Consider the following 17,254-nt stretch of genomic DNA (forward strand, 5'->3'; position numbering starts at 1 on the left):
TCTTTCCAAGTTCCATGTTAAAATAGATGAGTTTGAGACCCCCATACTTCCTTCCGACATGGCGCTTTCGCTCAACCGGAGAGGCCATCACGCAACTCGGGCTCAGCTGAGATTTCCCTTTCACCAGACACCCAGGGGGATTGTAAGATGGAACAATTGCTTCGCAATCGCGTCGTTCAAGTTACCGTCCTGTCCACGTTATTCTTGCAGATCGGGGTTTGGGTACGGAACTTCGCCATTCTCCTGTTTGTTGTTGACCAGACCGACGGAAACCCGATCGCCGTTTCGATGATCTCCATTGCCGAGTTTTTGCCGATTTTCCTTTTTTCCTTTATCGGTGGCGCCTACGCGGACCGCTGGCGACCAAAACGGACAATGATCTGGTGTGACGCGTTGAGTGCCGTAACCACCCTCCTCGTGCTGATCGCGATCCTGTTCTTTTCGTGGAAAGCCGTATTCTTTGCGACCCTCATTTCCTCTATTCTCTCCCAGTTCTCCCAACCTTCGGGAATGAAGCTGTTTAAGATGCATGTTCCGGCGGAACTGACGCAGATGGGGATGTCGTTGTATCAAACGGTCATCGCCGTGTTCATGATTTTTGGTCCGATCCTGGGCACGGTCGTCTACGAAACGTTCGGCATCCACGTGGCCATCGCCATCATGGGGGTCGCCTTTTCCTTGTCTGCGGCGGTCCTGTTTGGGCTGCCGGAAGACCGCAAGAAGGAGAAGACCGAAGACCAGTCGATTTTACAAGACTTGGCTGCTGGGATTCGCTACGTGCTCTCCCACAAGCCGTTGACGCTGCTCAGCGGATGCTTTTTGTCTGCAGGGCTGGCGCTGGGGTTGACGCAACCGCTGGCCGTTTTCCTGGTAACCGAACGGCTGGGGCTCGAAAAGGAGGCCTTGCAATGGCTGTTGACCGCCAATGGAATCGGGATGATTCTCGGAAGCGCGGTGGCAATGGCGGTGTCGAAGGCGCTCGCCCCGCAACGGCTGCTGATGCTCGCCATGGCCCTCATCGCAGTGGGCATTGCAGGGGCGGGTCTCTCCACCATGCTCTGGCTTACCCTACTGCTTGAAGTGCTCGTCGGAATTGCCATCCCGTCGCTCCATATCGCCATTAGCACCATGATTCTGCAATTCACAGAAGAAGCCTTTGTCGGAAGGGTAAACGGCATCCTCAACCCCCTCTTCATGGGGGGAATGGTGGCCACGATGAGCATTGCCGGGGTCCTCAAGGCTCAGCTGCCGATTGAGGTCATTTATGTTTTGTCCGCGCTGCTCTTTTTCCTCGGCTCCCTGTTCCTATTGCCGATGATTCGGTTGCCGGCCGCGGCCAATGCACCGGAAACCTTCCCATCGAAGGACCAAGGCTGATCGCTTTTACGCACAGGGATTTGCCACCCATCTCAAAGGGGCGCCCGTCGCCCCTTTTTCTTTTTTTGCGAGACGCGCCCCTCTTCCACACCCATGCGCGCCGGTAGACAGCGTTGTTCATCGGCAGGGCCCAAGGATAGCCCAGGAATTCAGTTCACTCTCCGGAGGCCCTTCATAGCCCATTCGCTTGCTATGCCCCCAGCCCAACTGACGAAGTTTCACCAAAAACTCAGCAAACTTAACCGGAGCCACGACCGCGTCCACGACCGGTACGCCGATTTCCTGCTGAATCTCCTGGTAAAACCCGAATTCCGCCGTGCAACCCAATACGATCACGTCGGCGCCGTCCCGTTCAACCGCCTCGCGGGCCGCTTCCACAATCCGCCGTTTCGTTTCGGACGGACACGTCTGGAAATCATGGACGCCCATATTGAGGACCTTAAATGCGGCTAATTTCTCTTTGTACCCGTATTTGTGCACGTTTTCCTTCATCTCCGGGATCCATTTCTGCCGCCCCACCAAGATGGCCATCGATTCACCCAGGGTAGCGGCAATGCGGAGGCAGGCTTCCGCGGGAGCCGTGACGACCATCCGCTGGGTTAGCTCCCGCGCGGCCCGCAGGCCGGGATCGTAGAAGCACCCGATCACGGCCGCGTCGTAACCCTGTTGCTCCGCCCAGCGCACGGTTCTGAGCAACTGGGGCATCATCCACATTTCGTAGCAATTGTACTCCAAATGCGTAGGGCCGGGCGGGGGAAAGGAGACGACGTTAATTTCCGTGCCCGGTTCTTTGACCGATTCGAGATAGATGCGAATCGGCTCGTCGTACACATTCGTCGCGATGGGATTGATCCACAGCAGTTTCACAGCCTTCACCTCCATACTTGCTTGCATCACGTCTTGTCAGCCTGCAACAACGGTCAATGCAAGATGTCGCCCTCGGTTTCCCGCAGGAACAGGGCAGCGATAGCGGTCACCACGAGGAACAAAGCGATAAAGGCGTTGGTCACCAGGAAACTTTGGTTCGACGCCAAAAAGGCTCCAATCACCGACGGTGCCAGCCAGTTGGCCACGCGCTGAGACATCGCTCCCCATGAATAGGCTGCAGTCCGCGTTTCCGTAGGATACAGCTCACCCATCCAGGTGTCCCAGACGCCCCAACCGCCCAGATTAAAGAAGGAGAGCATGGCCAACCACGCCAGCAGCACCGCAGTCGTATCCGACGCCGCGAACCCGAAAGTCCCGACGGCCGCCCCCAGCACAAAGGCAATCATCACTTTTTTGCGGCCAAATCTTCCGGTCAAAGAGGACGACGCGATGTAGCCGGGGAACTGGAACAAGGCCGACACGACAACAAAACCCAGGCTGTTCACAAAGGCAATCCCTTTGGATTCAGCAAGCATGTAGGGCATCCACATAAAGAGAGCCCAATACCCCCACGAGTAGCAAAAATTGATAAGCGTTTGCAACAGCGTGGTATTGCGCACATTGCGCCGGAAAATGGACAGATAGTTGCCGGTTTGTTTCCCCTCAACAACAAGGGTTACGCCGTCCTCAACCGCCATACGCCCGGCCGACAAATCGGCCAAAACGGTCTTCGCCTCCTCTTGTTTTCCTTTCGCCACCAGCCAATACGGCGATTCGGGTACATAACGCCAGACAACCAGAAACCACAGTGCCGCAAGGGAACTGACAAACAGAATGGCATGCCACGACCAGTCCAACTTCATCCCCAAATAGCTGACCGCCACCGCCAGAAGCGTCCCGATGGGCCAACCGGAGGCCAGGTATACGGTGGCACGGCCGCGCTGTTTCACCGGCAGAAGCTCCTCAAAGTAGGGAAAAACGGTAATGAAGCAGCCGCTGATGGCCAAACCGGACAAAAACCGCGTCGCCATAAGCATGGCATAATTGACGGAAAAGGCACTGATGCCCGACAAAATCCCGTACAAGATCAACGACCACATCACGGTCCGCTTTCGCCCCAGGCGGTCAACAAGAAGCCCCCACAACAAACACCCCGGGATCATCCCCAGAAAGATCACGCCCATGAGGGAGCCAATCTGCACCTGATTCAAACCGAAATCTTGGCCAATCATCCCCGCCACATAAACAATGACCATCAATTCCCACGCTTCAATGACAAACGTGAAAAACAGGCCAAACCCTGCTTGCCAATGCCGCTTGGTTAGCGGCATTTGCGCAAACAAGCGTCCAACCGGAATCTGGACGTGCTCACCTTGTCCTTTTTGCCCGTACGCCTTGGACAACACCATGTTCAAAATCCCTCTCTATTCACAGAATTTTAGGAAAGATGATCGGATGGAGGAGCAACCCCTGCCAGGTTGCCCCTTCCATTGCCCCCGCAGACAACCTTAACGTCCCCGCTGAACCAACGCCCACACAACTTCCAAAGGTGCATCGCCGTCGTTGAGCGCCCAATGGGCCGCTCCGGCGGGAATGAGCAGTCCGTCCCCGGGATGAAGACGAACGGTTTCCCCTTGAACGTGAACAAGAGCCGTCCCTTTCACCACATAGGTGTACTCGTCACAGTCGGCGTGCACGCTTACGCCGCTTGCGGGAATCCGGTCGCCAGGGGGGAGTACCGCGATCCCAAAGGAGGCTCGTCCACCCGGCACGTCTCCTTCCGCAAACAGCGTGGTCACCGGCGCATCTGCATCTTTCTCGGGTTTTCGCGCGATGCGCATCATCCATTCGCCTCCCGTGCGGCGCGCTGTGGCGTCACGCCTTCCACGGCAAACGTCTCCGGGTTGACCCGCACGCCGTACAGGTCGCGGGCCTGCTCCACGGTGATGTATCCGTTTTTCACGTCCTCGGCCACCCGCTCCGGCGGACGGTTGAAGGGATCGCCGTACCCGCCGCCCGTCGCGGTGATGAGCCGCACCACATCGCCCTTGTTCAAGGGAAGCCGCGCGCATTTGCCAAACGGTCCAACGACGGTGCCGTCAGCGCGAATCACCACGATCTCGTTGCGAGACCCGTTATGGCCGCCGCCGGCACCCCACGTCACGTACTTGTGGCGGCCAAAGGTGGCCGTCAGAAACTGCCCGTCCGTCAGCGCGCGGTAGGCACGAACGACGCCACAGCCGCCGCGCCACTCGCCGGCCCCCGCCCCGTCGGTGCGCAGCGCATACTCCTCCACCAGCACGCCGTACCGCGTTTCGGCCACCTCCACCGGGACGTTATAGGTCTCGCCGTCGCCGATGCAGAATTGGCCGCTTTGCCCGTCCATGCCCCGGCCGGCCCCCCATCCGCCGACAGAAGGCTCGACAATGAGGAAGGGCTCACCGGTGTCGGGATGCGTGCCGCCGAGAATGACGGCGCAAACCGACAAGAGATGGCCGGCGGTAAGGCGATCGGGAAGAACCGGAGCGAGTGCCTTCCAGATCACATCCGCCCCAAAGATCATCGATTCCCAATACGTCGACACGGGCGCCGGCCGCTTGGCATTGAGCACCGTCCCTTCCGGTGCGATCACCTTGAGGGGGCGAAACACGCCGTCGTTCACGTCCTGAGACGGATTGGTGACCGCCAAAAACACGGTGCGCACGGCGGAAACCAGTCCCGTATACGAGCAATTTATGGGGCCCGGTACCTGCGGATCGGTCCCGGTAAAGTCGCAGATGAATTCGTCATCGGTGATCGTGACCTTCACCTTGACGCGGATCGGTCCGTTGCCCAGCCCGTCGTCATCAATGAAGTCTTCCGCTTCAAAGACGCCCTTCGGCAGCTTGGCCAGTTCCCGGCGGGCCATCTGCTCACCGTAGTCAAGGAGGTAGTCGATCGACGCCTTCACCGTTTCTTTCCCGTATTTGGCGCACAGCTCCTGAAACCGCTTCTCCCCGGTCCGCAACGCCGCCACTTGGGCCCACATGTCGCCCAGCGACAGATCCGGGAAGCGGACGTTCGCAGCAATGATCTCCACAATCGCCTGGTTCAATTTGCCTTCCTCGTACAGCTTGACACAGGGGAATTGCAGCCCTTCCTGGTAAATCTCCGTCGAATCGGTCGTCCACGAGCCGGGGTCCTTGCCGCCCACTTCGGTCCAGTGGGCCTTGTTGGCAGCAAAGGCAAGAAGCTCGCCGTCGACGAAGATGGGCAGAACCAGCCCGACGTCCGACAGGTGCGACCCGCCTCCACCGTAAGGATCGTTGATGAGGAACACGTCACCCGGCTTGATGTTCCCCGTCGCGCCGTACTTAGCCAGCGTTTCCTTCACCATGAAGGTAAGCATGCCGATGAAACCGGTAACGCCGTTGCCTTGGGTGAGCAGCTGCCCCTTGGCGTCGGTCAGCCCGCTGGCAAAGTCGAGCACCTCGTAAATGATGGGGCTCATCGACGTGCGGGCCAAGGTGTAAAACATCTCCTCGCCGATGGCGATCAGCGAGTCTTTCACGATTTCCAGCGTAAACGGATCCACGTGCGTCTTCGCCACAGCTCAACACCTCCTGTTGCTTCGCCTTAGGCGCCCGTTTCCACGATCAGGTTGCCGTACGGATCGACGTGCAGCGTCTGGCCGGGATAGAGCACCGTCGCCGTTGTGGGTTCTTCCACAATCGCCGGCCCTTCAACCATCATCCCCGGGCCCAGGCGGTCGCGCTCGTAGAGCGCCGTCTCCACCCAGCCGACCTCCTCGAAATACACGGGACGAACGCCTTTCTTGGCTTCCTCTACGCTTCCGGAAGCGGGCGGAAGCTTGGCCAGTTCAGGCTTTTGCACCCGTCCAAAGGCCACCACGTGGATGTTTACGATCTCCGTTGCCATGTGTTCGAGCTTAAAGGAGTACCGCTTCTCGTGGGCCGCATGGAAGCGCCGCACCACTTCTTCCACATCGTCCGGGGTCAGGTTGCCGCCCGGAACCGGCACCTTCACCGTGTGCTCTTGGCCCAGGTACCGCATGTCCGCATGGCGCACGAACACCACCTGGTCGTCGGCAAAGCCCTGTTCACGGTACCACTGGAGCGCCTCGCGTTCCATTTCGTTCCACAAGGCGTTCCATTTGTTCAAATCCAGATCCTGCACGCGCCGGATGTCCGTGCGCAACCAGTCGCGGCGCAAATCGGTCATGAGCATGCCCCACGCGGAGAAGACCGAGGCAGCCACGGGAACGATCACCTTCTTCACGCCCAGTTCCCGGGCCAGGGCTGTGGCATGCAGGGCCCCGCCACCGCCAAAGGCAACCAGGGCAAAGTCGCGCGGGTCGTACCCTTTGCGGACGGAAATCAACTTCAGCGCGTTCAGCATGTTGGCGTTGGCGATACGCAGGATCCCCAGCGCCGCTTCCTCCACCGAGACGCCGAAATGGCGGGCGATCTTCTCGTCAATGGCCCGGCGCACCGCGTCCATGTCCACGGGCATGTGGAAGTTCGCCGGATTCAGGCGGCCGGTGACCAAATTGGCATCCGTTGTGGTGGGCTCCGTTCCGCCCCTCCCGTAGGCTACCGGCCCCGGATTGGCCCCTGCCGATTTCGGTCCCACCTTTAACGCCCCGGCCTCGTCAATCCAGGCGATGGACCCGCCGCCGTTGCCAATCTCGACAATGTCCACTACCGGTACCTTAATCGGGTACCCGGCGTGCCGCTCGTCCCGTTCGATACGGTATTCGGTGGTGATGGTCACCTCGCCGTTGTCCACCAGCGAACACTTGGCCGTCGTACCGCCCACGTCAAAGGCGATCACATTGGGCTGGCCCAGCAGTTTCCCCAACATGGCAGCACCGAAAATGCCGGCCACCGGCCCCGATTCCACCATGTTAATGGGGGTTTCCTTTGCCTGGGCAAAGGTGGTCGTTCCACCGTTGGATTGCATGATGTACAACTTTCCAGGAACACCCATGTCCCGCAGTTTTTGTTCCAGGCGGTCCACATAGTTGGCCGCAATGGGCTTGACATAAGCGTTCAACACGGTCGTGCTCGTCCGCTCATACTCACGCCATTCGCGCGTCACCTCGTGCGACGCGGTAACCGCCACCTCAGGCCACCGCTCGCGGATCAGCGCCACGGTCTCGCGTTCGTGCTCCGGATTGGCGTAGGCATGGAGATACACCACCGCAATGGCCTCCACGCCTTCACGTTTGAAAAATTCAATCGCGCGAAGAACATCTTCACGGTTGAGCGGAACCAGTACTTCCCCTTTGGCATTGATGCGCTCTTCCACTTCGAGGCGGAGATAACGCGGCACAAAGGGAACGGGTTTTTGGTAGCGCAGGTTGAACAGATCCGGGCGGTTCCCCCGGCCGATTTCCAGCACGTCGCGGAAACCCTTGGTGGTGAGCAGCCCCGTCTTGACCCCCTTGCGCTCGGTCAGGGCATTGATGATGACCGTCGTCCCGTGGATCAACGTGGTGGCGGAACGCGGGTCAATGCCCGAATGGCGGAGGACGTTCACCACCCCTTCCTCAAAATCAGACGGCGTGGTGTCCGCCTTGGCCATCCCCACCCGGCCTTGCTCATCCAGGTACACCAGATCGGTAAACGTGCCACCAATGTCCGTCGCCACGCGCATGCTACAATCCCTCCCTTTGCGTTCCTGCAATTGGTTAAAAAATGGCGGGCGTCAACACACACAGGACCCGTGCCGGCTGGTCGGAATCGTTCCGCCAGGCGTGGGGAAGGGTAGAGGGAAAGTGGATGGAATCGCCGGCCGAAAGCTCATAAGATTTTCCCTCTACCTCCAGGACGACGCGCCCTTCGAGCACAAAGTAGAATTCTTCTCCGGGGTGGGAAAAGGGCATCTCTTGCGCTTGACGGGGCGCCAATTCTACCAACAGGGGCTCCAAGGCACAGCCGGAAAATCGGCCGCTCAACCGCACGTAGCTCGCCGGCGATCCCTCAATGCGAAACGGTTTGCGCTCTCCGACCCGAACCACGTAGCTCGGATTCTCTTCGGTTTGAAAGAACGTGACAATGGGAACCCCAAGGGCCTCGGCGATTTTTTGCAACGAGGTGATCGCCAGCGAGCTGGTTCCGCGCTCCACCTGCGACAGAAAGCCAATTGACAGCCCGGTGCGCTCGCTCAACTCCTTCAGCGTCATGTTCTTGGCTCGGCGCAGCGTGCGAATCTTACGGCTGATCTCCTCCATTCGGTCCTCCTGAATGGATTTTGATATGAGTAAAACCATTTTAGTTTGACTAAATTATTAGACGGAAAAGAGGATTATGTCAAGAGGAAAAAAAACTCGGCCATTCACGAGGCCGAGCAATCACGGTATTCGGCACGCCATCAATCTCGGCACATCCCCCCAGGACAACCTCCAATGGGCATGGGCCACCTTCTGCACCGCAGGTAAGGACACCGACAGGAAAGAGCGCTTACGAAAAACTAAGCCCCGCAGGAAAGGCCACCGTTGCCCTTCCGCTGCGGGGCTTTTTTTCTTATGGCAAGTCACTGTAACGAACCCACACCCACGCATTCTGCAAATAACCCAACCCAAGCTTGGCCGCAACTTGCGGGGTAAGATCAACGCCCGCCGGATTGGTTACCGTTCGGCCAAATTGGTCTTTCCCGCCATTGTATCCTCGGAAATAAGCCGCTTCAGCCTCCGGTTCACCCAATGCCAAATCCGTAAACTTTCGTCGGGGATTGGCGTCGTCCGCTGCATCCCAATAATTGTCGTCTTCATTCCACGGGCCTACTTCCCGAACCAGCACATCAAGAACAGCTTTATTCGTCGGTTCGTAATAAACATTCGCCGTATACGGCGGGTTCTTGTAATAAGGTTCAATGGTATCGGGAATGTTGCCCCACCACCCGAGATTAGCAAACTTCACATATTTGTCGGGCAGTGCAATCTCATTTTCAGTAATATCCGTTATATTGTGTCGCATAGACCAGCTCACGATCGTCCGTAGCCATTATTCCTATTTCTTCCTTTACTTTCTTTCGCTTTTCCGCCAACCAATTTAGGCGATATGTTTTCTCATCTTTCCACCACGCTTTGATCCATTTGCGGAATTCATTGTACTTTTTCCCTAACAGAACTTTGACTTCTTTGTCGATACCTGCGAAAATTTCGTTAACGTTCTGGTTAAAAACTGCCGTATTTTTGTGATGTTTAGTCTTTGCAACTTGCTGGTGTTCTTGCAACGCCAGTTCCTTTAATTTTTCCATTTGCTCATCCGTCAAGCCCAAATCCGATTGCAACTTTTTGACATCGGCCTCAAGCTTCTCATCCGCCGTCCACAACAGATAGTTGAGGACTTCTTTTTGTCCCCAGGGATCTTCCTCGTTACTCAACGCTGAGTTGCTCGGTACAGCCAGAGCGAAATGACTCGGAACAAACGCTACAGCAAGTACAAGAAAAACCGCCAACAGAAGGGAATTCGTTTTTCTTCTCATGATAATCCCTCCCTTTTCCTTTTTCTTTTACCTAGAACGATGAGAAGAAATATTTCATTTTCACCTACTTAATGGATTATTCAATAGATTTATACTGATTATAACTTTTTGTTAGTTAACTTGTCTATTCTTTTATCTCGACATCATTCGACATAACCAATTGTTATTCCAAAGTTAGATTTCAATTTTTCCATTGGGTTTTGCTAAAACTTCACCATTCTGTTACAAGATAAATAAAAACCGCCTACCCACCGGCAGACGGTTCATAATGAAACCTTCTCGTTCGTCCTACCTATTTTCCTGTAACAAACCGGTAGTTCTCCACCACCCAGATTCCCGTGGCATCCTTGCGCACGGGCTGCACCAACCGGAGCTCGACGACGCGGCCGTCCTCTAACGTGTGGCGCTCGACTCGTATGTCCTTGTCCCGCACCTCCACCACCTCGGAACGAGCACTTTTGGCCTTCAAAACGTGGTCCAAAAACTCCAACGCCACCTGCGACGGATCCATTAACCCCACGCGATGCCCGTTGTCCACCTCTTCCTGCAGCTTCCGCGCCTGATCCGGATCCAGCGGCACATCGATCCATTGGCCTTTCGCATCGCCACCAACCTGCGAATTCACCGGAGCCTGGCAGCCAACCACACCGATGACCAAGCCCAATGCGATGAGCCGCCCCCACTTCCATCCCATCCCCAACCCTCACACCCCCTTTGACACAAGCAGCATCCAGAACGCGAGGGGCACCGCTAACAGCGCCGCGGAGATGCCGAGAAGGAGCAGCGCAACCGTCGACCACTGGCGGCGCAGGTATTGCCATGCCGCGACAATCACGCCACCTGCCGCCAGGGCGATGGCGAGAAGGTTGGCCGTCCAGTATCCGGTACCGTCCGGAAACCAGTCGCCCCACCCTCCTGTCCACACCGTCGCCACACCCAGGACCCACGCCGCCGCAACCAACCCGACCGCCACCCAACGCATGGGAATCCCTCCTCGAACAGACAGACCATTTCAGCCTCTCGATCCCATTCTATCCGGAGGACACAACCGTTTCAACGCAACACAAACAATTTCGAATGGTGAGATCCTCATCCTTGTCGGTCACCAATCTGTCAAATTCTCCGCTCTTCATTTACAATAAGGAAGGCTCCCAAACGAAATCCGCCCATCAAAACGGACACTCGAGGTGATCGTTCATGGCATCCGTGGTCGTCGTCGGCGGCGGCCTGGCCGGCTTGTCCGCCGCGGCGCGATTGGCCAAGCACGGGCTCCCTGTCACCGTTCTGGAACGCGGGGCTCTCGGCGGCCGGGCCGTGACGCTGCGCATCAAGGGATTCGCCTTCAACTTTGGCGCCCACGCCATCTACGGCCGTGACCGCTCGGTGCTCACCACACTGGAGCAGGAGCTAGGCTTGTCCATCGACTGGCGTGACTTCAGCCCCGAACGGGCCAAGTACGACGTCGGCAACGGGCTGACCGACCTGCCGGCCAACATCCGCGGGCTGTTCAAAACCAAGCTGCTCACCTATCCGGACAAAGTAAAGTTTGCGTTCGAGGTCCTCAAGACGCTCCTTGGCGTGGAGACAGGGCATCCGCACCTTTCGATCGGGCGGTGGATGGACGAAAAGCAGCTCGACCCCGACGTCAAGGACATGATGCTCACCCTGGCCTCATCGAACTTCTTCACCCGAGAGCCGGAAAAGATCCCGTCGGATGTCTTCTTCCGCTACTACAAGACGATCTTCTCCACCCGCAAGCCGGTGACCTACATCGGCGGCGGCTGGCAGGCGCTCATCGACGAGCTGGTGCGCGTGATCGAGTCCCACGGCGGCACCATCCACACGAAGGCGAAGGTGGAGCGGGTCACGGTGGAGGGCGACCGGGTGCGTGCCGTCCACACGGCCAACGCGACCTACACGGCCGACCTGTTCCTCTTCTGTATTCCGCCGAAGGAGCTGCTCACCATCTTCCAGGGAACCCACATCGAGCACTTCGTGGCCCAGTACGCCCAGTACCACCCCACCTACGCCCTGGTGTACGACGTGGGGCTGCGCGAGCGGATCGACGTGCCCTACACCTACATCTACGATAAGGCTCACAAGTGCTTCATCACCGACATCTCCTACTACGACGAGACGTCCGTACCCGAAGGCGGCCAGCTTCTGCAGGCCATCCTCTACCTCAACCGCGAGGACGTGGGCAACAAGGAGCGCATCGAGGCGTACAAGAAAACGGTGGAGGACCTGTACGACAAACACTTCCCCGGCTGGCGCGAGCGCCTCGTCGTGCCCCGCATCTCCCCGCGCGCCGTGGTGCAGGAAATCAAGTGGACGATGGACCAGCAGCCGATGCCCGTCTTCTTCCCCGACTACCGCAACCTCTACTTCGCCGGCGACTGGTGCGAGGGGAAGGGACAGCTGTCGGAGCTGTCCTTCTCCAGCGCCTACGCGGCAAGCGAGCTGATTCTGGCCCACTGAAACCGACAGCGCCCTCGCGCATCGGCAAGACCCGTATGCGTCTCCCCGTGACGCATCGACTGAACCCAGTCGGGCTCCCGGGCCGTTCCGGGAGCCCGTTGGCGTAGAAGGCATGCGTTTTTTCCGCATCGGAACTCGGTCATGCCCCACGGTTGTTCTTTCAGTTCCGATTTGAGCAGGGCGCTGGTTTCGCTCTGGGAAGAAAGCTCCAACTGGATTGCGGTTTGATAAAAATCGACTGATTTTTTAAAATCCTTAACAAACTATTCGAGATGTACCGTTGGTGTCAAGGTTCACGCTTCCTTTTGCATGGTTTTGTTGTGAGGGAAAGCCCCCGGAATCCGGACAGAAGGCACCGATACGTCCCGGTCCCGGGGGCTGACGAGCGCACATTTACGCCAGCACAAGCTTGCTGAAATCGGCGTACCGCCACAGGTCGTCGGCGATGCGCTTGATGAGCGACAGGCGGTTCTGCCGCACGGCGGGATCGGGGGCCATGACGAGGACGGCATCGAAGAAGGCATGGATCGGCTCCGCCAGCGCGCTCCAGGCGTCGAGGACGCCGGCCCAGTCCCCGGCCTCCTCGGCTGCACGCGCTCGCTCCCTCGCCGCCCCATACGCCCTGTACAGGGCACGCTCGGCATCGTCCTCGAACAGCGCCTCCTGCACCTCTCCCGCCGTCTCCGCCTTGCGCGACAGGTTGTACAGGCGGGTGAAGGCTTCCACAGCGGCGCGGAAGGCTTCTTCTTCATGCCGCGCCTCCAGCACCTTGGCCCGCGCCACGGCAGCGCGGAGATCGGCAAAGTCGGACCCCAGCACGGCGTCGATCACGTCGTAGCGGATGCCCTCCTCCTGCAGCACCGTCTTGAGGCGCTGGGCAAAGAAGGCGAGCAGGTCGGCCTTCACCGCATCGGCCGGCCGCTTACCGAGGCCTTTCCCTGCGTACAGGTCCAGGGCGGCCTCCACCAGCGCGTCGAGCGCAAGCGGCCACTTCCGGTCGAGGAGGATCTGCACCACGCCGTTCGCCGCCCGGCGCAGGGCGTAGGGGTCTTGCGAGCCGGTCGGGATGAGGCCGAGGGAAAAGAAGCCAACGAGGGTGTCCACCTTGTCGGCCACGCCCACCACGGCGCCCACATCGGAGGCGGGCAGCTGGTCCCCGGCAAAACGCGGCAGGTGGTGCTCAAAGACGCCCCGGGCCACCGCTTCCGGCTCGCCGGCCCGGCGGGCGTAGTCCTCGCCCATGATGCCCTCCAGCTCGGGAAATTCATACACCATCTGCGTAACGAGGTCAAACTTGCAGATCTCCGCCGTACGGTCCACGAGCCGCTTCGTTTCCTCGTCGAGTCCGAGGGCGTCGGCAACGCGCGCGGAGAGGGCGCGCACGCGGTCCACCTTGTCAGCCAGCGTGCCCAGGTCCTCGTGGTAGACGATCGTCTTCAGCTTGGTGAGGGCTTCAGGGATGGTCAGCTTCTGGTCCTCCTCGTAGAAAAACCGCGCGTCGGCCAAACGCGCCCGCAGCACCTTCTCGTTCCCTTTGCGCACCGTGTCGAGGTGCCGGTCGTCGCCGTTGCGCACGGTGACGAAGTACGGAAGCAATTCGCCGCGCACGTTTTCCACCGGGAAGTAGCGCTGGTGCTCGCGCATCGCGGTGACGAGGACATGGCGGTTGACGGCGAGAAACTCCTCGTCAAAGGCCCCCCACAGCACCGTTGGGTACTCGACGAGGTGGGTCACCTCTTCCAGCAGCCCTTCGTCGATAGGGATGCGCCAGCCCTTCTCCGCTTCCAAGGCGCGGATCTGGTCGACGATGCGCTGGCAACGCTTTTCCACATCCGCGATGACGTACTGCGCCTCCAGCAGCGTCTCGTAGTGTGCCGGCTCGTCGATGGTCACCGCTCGTCCGAGGAAGCGGTGCCCCCGGGTAACGTTCCCCGCCCGCACGCCGGCCACCTCAATGGGCACGATGTCAGCCCCGAACAGCGCGACAAGCCACCGGATGGGCCGCACGAAGCGCAGGTCGTGGGTCCCCCAGCGCATGCTCTTGGGGAAGGAGAGGGAGCGAATGACGTCGCCCAGTTCGGTGAGGATCTCCCGCGTCGGCGCGCCGGGGTGGTACTTGCGGGCGAAGACGTATGGAACTCCCTTCACCTCCCGAATGAACAGGTCGCGCAAGGCCACCCCCTGTTTGCGGGCAAACCCTTCCGCCGCTTTTGTCCAGTTGCCGGCCTCGTCAACGGCAATGTGCTTGGCCGGCCCGCGCACCTCTTCGCTCACGTCCTCCTGCTTTTCGGCCACGTCCTCCACCAATACGGCCAGCCGGCGCGGCGTGGCATAGGTGCGCACCACCCCAAAGGCGATGCGCCGATCGCGGAGGAAGGCCTGCACCTTTTCGGCCAGCTGGCGAGTGGCCCCCTGCACGAAACGGGCCGGAATCTCCTCGGTGCCGATTTCCAGCAGAAAATCGCGCGTTCCCATCCGTCACTCCCCCTTCACCGGATTGCCGATGACCGTGGTTTCGCCCAACGCCGGCCGCGCCGGTTCGCCGCTTCGTTTCAGGAGCGGAAAGCCCAGCCGCTCCCGCTCGGCTAAATAGGCCTGGGCACAGGCGCGGGCCAGGTTGCGCACGCGTGCGATGTACCCCGTCCGCTCGGTGACGCTGATTGCCCCCTGCGCATCGAGGAGGTTGAAGGTGTGGGAGCATTTCAGCACGTAGTCGTAGGCCGGAAAAACGAGGCCGGCCTCCAGCGCCCGCTGCGCTTCCCGCTCGTAATCGGCAAAAAGGCGGAACAACATCGCCGCGTCGGCCACCTCGAAGGTGTACTTGGAATGCTCGTATTCGGGTTGCTTGAACACGTCCCCGTAGGTGAATCCCCCCACCCATTCCAGGTCAAACACGTTGTCCTTCCCCTGGATGTACGAGGCGAGGCGCTCCAGGCCGTAGGTGATCTCCACGGCCACCGGATGGCAATCAAGGCCGCCAACCTGCTGGAAGTAGGTGAACTGGGTGATCTCCATCCCGTCGATCCACACTTCCCAACCGAGCCCCCAGGCCCCGAGGGTCGGCGCTTCCCAGTTGTCCTCCACAAAACGGATGTCGTGTTCCTCCGGCTCGATGCCGAGGGCGCGCAGGCTGTCGAGGTAGATCTCCTGCACGTTGTCCGGCGACGGCTTAAGGATCACCTGGAACTGGTGATGCTGGTAGAGGCGGTTGGGGTTCTCCCCGTAGCGCCCGTCAGCCGGGCGGCGCGACGGCTCCACATAGGCCACGTTCCACGGCTCTGGGCCGATCACGCGAAGGAAGGTGGCCGGGTTCATCGTTCCCGCGCCGGTTTCGATGTCATAAGGCTGCACGATAAGGCAGTTCTGCTTGGCCCAAAAGGCTTGCAGGGCCAAAATCATGTCCTGAAAGTTCACGGCGGACACCTCCATCCTCATGGTTGCCGGACGCCCAACAGAAAACCTCCCGCCCCCAGCGCCGCGCGCTAGGGACGGGAGGCTCTCCCGCGGTTCCACCCTAGTTGGCCGACGGACACGCGTTGCCGCGCACGCCGTACCCGCTTCGGCTCACCTGCCGCGCGGCGCCGTCGACCCCCTCATCGACCATCGCTCGAGAGCGCCCTTCACCAGGACTGCCGCCGGGCTTCCACCCTCCCCGGCTCGCTGGGAGGCAGCGCCCCTGGCTACTCCTCTCTCTCATCGCGGGGCCATATGCCGTTATCACGCGTCAGATTGTCGTACTTTTAACGATACCGAAACGCCAGCGGCATGTCAAACGTTCCCGCTTTTTCCCCCCATCCCGCGCGGGTTTTGTTCTTGTACCCAATACGGGCAACCGAAAAACATTCTGTGACGCTGTGCACTTTGTCACAGACATCGCGATTGCGAGAGGAGAGAGTGAAATTGAAAACGGATCCACGGGAGGGCTATCGATGAAGGCGGCTGTTCTCAAGGGTTTTAAGGAAAAGCTGGAAATCCAAGAGATGCCCACTCCGGAAATCGGCTATGGGGAAGTCCTCGTGAGAATCAAAGCGTGTGGTGTGTGTCATTCCGACCTGCATTTGGCACGTGCCGATTGGTCACTGAAACCTAAACTTCCCGCCATCCTAGGGCATGAGGGAGTGGGCGTCGTCGAGGCGGTCGGTCCGGGCGTCACCGCGCTCAAAGTGGGTGACCGGGTCGGGATTCCCTGGCTTTATTCTGCGTGTGGCGAATGCGAATACTGCTTGACCGGTCAGGAAACGTTGTGCCCGCACCAGCTGAACACCGGGTATTCGGTACACGGATGCTTTGCCGAATACTGCAAAGCCCCCGCTGCTTATGTCGTCAAAATCCCGGACAACCTTGGGTTCGAGCAAGCGGCGCCGATCTTTTGCGCGGGGGTAACGTCATATAAAGCACTGAAAATTTGTGGGGCGAAACCGGGCGACTGGGTCGCCATCTACGGCATCGGCGGTCTGGGACACGTCGCCGTGCAATACGCGAAGGCCATGGGATACCATGTGGTCGCCGTCGACATTGTCGATGAAAAATTGGAGCTCGCGACCAAGCTGGGGGCAGACGCCACCATCAACGGCGCGAAAGTCGATCCGGCACAGGAGATTCAAGAACGATTCGGTGGCGTGCAAGCGGCGATCAGCGTGGCCGTTACCCGGAAGGCCTTTGATCAAGCGTACCGTTCCCTGAAACGCGGCGGTACCCTCGTGGTTGTCGGATTGCCGAATGAAGAGATGCCGCTCCCCATCTTCGACACGGTGTTAAACGGGGTGACGGTGAAAGGTTCAATCGTCGGAACAAGAAAAGATCTGCAGGAAGCCCTGGAATTCGCCGCCCAGGGGAAAGTGAGGGTGAACATCGAGACGCAGCCCCTCGAAAAGATCAATGAGGTCTTCGAGCGTTTGGAAAAGGGGCAAATCAACGGGCGTGTCGTGTTAACGTTGGCATGAGTGGGCGACAAGGAGCCGTTCTTGTCCCCGAGACAACGAGGCCCCGGTCTCGCCGGTAGGCGAAACCGGTGGCCTTTTTCATTTCCCGCGACCATGCC

General features: G+C 59.3%; 15 protein-coding genes. 3 read left to right on the forward strand and 12 right to left on the reverse strand.

The features are described from left to right. Nucleotides 1-147: 147 nt before the first annotated feature. On the forward strand, nt 148-1,377 hold the full coding sequence (locus ACYQ0Z_RS10765; protein ID WP_459867893.1) for an MFS transporter: 1,230 nt from the start codon (nt 148-150) through the stop codon (nt 1,375-1,377). 117 nt (nt 1,378-1,494) lie between these two features. Here the strand turns inward: ACYQ0Z_RS10765 and ACYQ0Z_RS10770 are convergent, their stop codons facing one another. From ACYQ0Z_RS10770 to ACYQ0Z_RS10815, 10 genes are all read right to left on the reverse strand, one after another. Then, the gene (locus ACYQ0Z_RS10770; RefSeq protein WP_459867896.1) at nt 1,495-2,244 is read right to left on the reverse strand and encodes an aspartate/glutamate racemase family protein; all 750 of its coding nucleotides are present in this window, start codon (nt 2,242-2,244) and stop codon (nt 1,495-1,497) included. Nucleotides 2,245-2,297: 53 nt separating this feature from the next. Next, nucleotides 2,298-3,653, reverse strand: a complete 1,356-nt coding sequence (locus tag ACYQ0Z_RS10775; RefSeq protein ID WP_459867899.1) for an MFS transporter — start codon at nt 3,651-3,653, stop codon at nt 2,298-2,300. A gap of 99 nt (nt 3,654-3,752) precedes the next feature. Next, entirely contained in the window at nt 3,753-4,088 is a 336-nt protein-coding gene (locus tag ACYQ0Z_RS10780) for a cupin domain-containing protein (protein ID WP_459867902.1), read from the reverse strand. Then, nucleotides 4,085-5,833: a hydantoinase B/oxoprolinase family protein gene (locus ACYQ0Z_RS10785; RefSeq protein WP_459867905.1), complete on the reverse strand. Its 1,749-nt coding sequence runs from the start codon at nt 5,831-5,833 to the stop codon at nt 4,085-4,087. Before ACYQ0Z_RS10785 ends, ACYQ0Z_RS10780 begins: the two co-directional genes overlap by 4 nt. A gap of 26 nt (nt 5,834-5,859) precedes the next feature. Beyond that, a complete protein-coding gene (locus tag ACYQ0Z_RS10790; RefSeq protein ID WP_459867908.1) occupies nt 5,860-7,902 on the reverse strand; it encodes a hydantoinase/oxoprolinase family protein in 2,043 nt (680 codons plus the stop codon). A gap of 34 nt (nt 7,903-7,936) precedes the next feature. After that, entirely contained in the window at nt 7,937-8,479 is a 543-nt protein-coding gene (locus ACYQ0Z_RS10795) for a helix-turn-helix domain-containing protein (protein WP_459867911.1), read from the reverse strand. A 292-nt stretch (nt 8,480-8,771) separates the two neighbouring features. Further along, nucleotides 8,772-9,224 carry a hypothetical protein gene (locus ACYQ0Z_RS10800; protein ID WP_459867914.1) on the reverse strand — a complete coding sequence of 151 codons (453 nt, stop codon included), beginning with the start codon at nt 9,222-9,224 and terminating at the stop codon, nt 8,772-8,774. Beyond that, nucleotides 9,196-9,735, reverse strand: a complete 540-nt coding sequence (locus tag ACYQ0Z_RS10805; RefSeq protein ID WP_459867917.1) for a hypothetical protein — start codon at nt 9,733-9,735, stop codon at nt 9,196-9,198. Before ACYQ0Z_RS10805 ends, ACYQ0Z_RS10800 begins: the two co-directional genes overlap by 29 nt. A gap of 292 nt (nt 9,736-10,027) precedes the next feature. Further along, nucleotides 10,028-10,429 (reverse strand): hypothetical protein, encoded by a 402-nt coding sequence (locus tag ACYQ0Z_RS10810; protein ID WP_459867920.1) that lies wholly within the window; start codon nt 10,427-10,429, stop codon nt 10,028-10,030. A gap of 9 nt (nt 10,430-10,438) precedes the next feature. Then, nucleotides 10,439-10,717 carry a hypothetical protein gene (locus tag ACYQ0Z_RS10815; RefSeq protein ID WP_459867923.1) on the reverse strand — a complete coding sequence of 93 codons (279 nt, stop codon included), beginning with the start codon at nt 10,715-10,717 and terminating at the stop codon, nt 10,439-10,441. A gap of 215 nt (nt 10,718-10,932) precedes the next feature. Between ACYQ0Z_RS10815 and ACYQ0Z_RS10820 the strand changes: the two genes are divergently transcribed. Beyond that, nucleotides 10,933-12,213 carry a phytoene desaturase family protein gene (locus ACYQ0Z_RS10820; protein ID WP_459867926.1) on the forward strand — a complete coding sequence of 427 codons (1,281 nt, stop codon included), beginning with the start codon at nt 10,933-10,935 and terminating at the stop codon, nt 12,211-12,213. Between the two features lie 393 nt (nt 12,214-12,606). Here the strand turns inward: ACYQ0Z_RS10820 and glyS are convergent, their stop codons facing one another. Next, nucleotides 12,607-14,688 carry a glycine--tRNA ligase subunit beta gene (gene glyS / locus ACYQ0Z_RS10825; protein ID WP_459867929.1) on the reverse strand — a complete coding sequence of 694 codons (2,082 nt, stop codon included), beginning with the start codon at nt 14,686-14,688 and terminating at the stop codon, nt 12,607-12,609. A gap of 3 nt (nt 14,689-14,691) precedes the next feature. Beyond that, complete coding sequence (glyQ, locus tag ACYQ0Z_RS10830) at nt 14,692-15,627, reverse strand: glycine--tRNA ligase subunit alpha (RefSeq protein ID WP_459867932.1); 936 nt, start codon at nt 15,625-15,627, stop codon at nt 14,692-14,694. 515 nt (nt 15,628-16,142) lie between these two features. On the opposite strand from glyQ, the gene adhP reads away from it, so the two are divergent. Then, nucleotides 16,143-17,156: an alcohol dehydrogenase AdhP gene (adhP, locus tag ACYQ0Z_RS10835; protein WP_459868929.1), complete on the forward strand. Its 1,014-nt coding sequence runs from the start codon at nt 16,143-16,145 to the stop codon at nt 17,154-17,156. Nucleotides 17,157-17,254 lie beyond the last annotated feature (98 nt).

This window comes from Calditerricola yamamurae (assembly GCF_054654135.1).

Bases quoted from the DNA above. Each gene is read 5' to 3' on its own strand.
- ACYQ0Z_RS10820 (WP_459867926.1), top strand. From the start codon at position 10,933: ATGGCATCCGTGGTCGTCGTCGGCGGCGGCCTGGCCGGCTTGTCCGCC.
- ACYQ0Z_RS10775 (WP_459867899.1), bottom strand. From the start codon at position 3,653: ATGGTGTTGTCCAAGGCGTACGGGCAAAAAGGACAAGGTGAGCACGTC.
- ACYQ0Z_RS10795 (WP_459867911.1), bottom strand. From the start codon at position 8,479: ATGGAGGAGATCAGCCGTAAGATTCGCACGCTGCGCCGAGCCAAGAAC.
- ACYQ0Z_RS10780 (WP_459867902.1), bottom strand. From the start codon at position 4,088: ATGATGCGCATCGCGCGAAAACCCGAGAAAGATGCAGATGCGCCGGTG.
- adhP (WP_459868929.1), top strand. From the start codon at position 16,143: ATGAAGGCGGCTGTTCTCAAGGGTTTTAAGGAAAAGCTGGAAATCCAA.
- glyS (WP_459867929.1), bottom strand. From the start codon at position 14,688: ATGGGAACGCGCGATTTTCTGCTGGAAATCGGCACCGAGGAGATTCCG.
- ACYQ0Z_RS10790 (WP_459867908.1), bottom strand. From the start codon at position 7,902: ATGCGCGTGGCGACGGACATTGGTGGCACGTTTACCGATCTGGTGTAC.
- ACYQ0Z_RS10810 (WP_459867920.1), bottom strand. From the start codon at position 10,429: ATGGGATGGAAGTGGGGGCGGCTCATCGCATTGGGCTTGGTCATCGGT.
- ACYQ0Z_RS10815 (WP_459867923.1), bottom strand. From the start codon at position 10,717: ATGCGTTGGGTGGCGGTCGGGTTGGTTGCGGCGGCGTGGGTCCTGGGT.
- ACYQ0Z_RS10800 (WP_459867914.1), bottom strand. From the start codon at position 9,224: ATGCGACACAATATAACGGATATTACTGAAAATGAGATTGCACTGCCC.
- ACYQ0Z_RS10805 (WP_459867917.1), bottom strand. From the start codon at position 9,735: ATGAGAAGAAAAACGAATTCCCTTCTGTTGGCGGTTTTTCTTGTACTT.
- ACYQ0Z_RS10765 (WP_459867893.1), top strand. From the start codon at position 148: ATGGAACAATTGCTTCGCAATCGCGTCGTTCAAGTTACCGTCCTGTCC.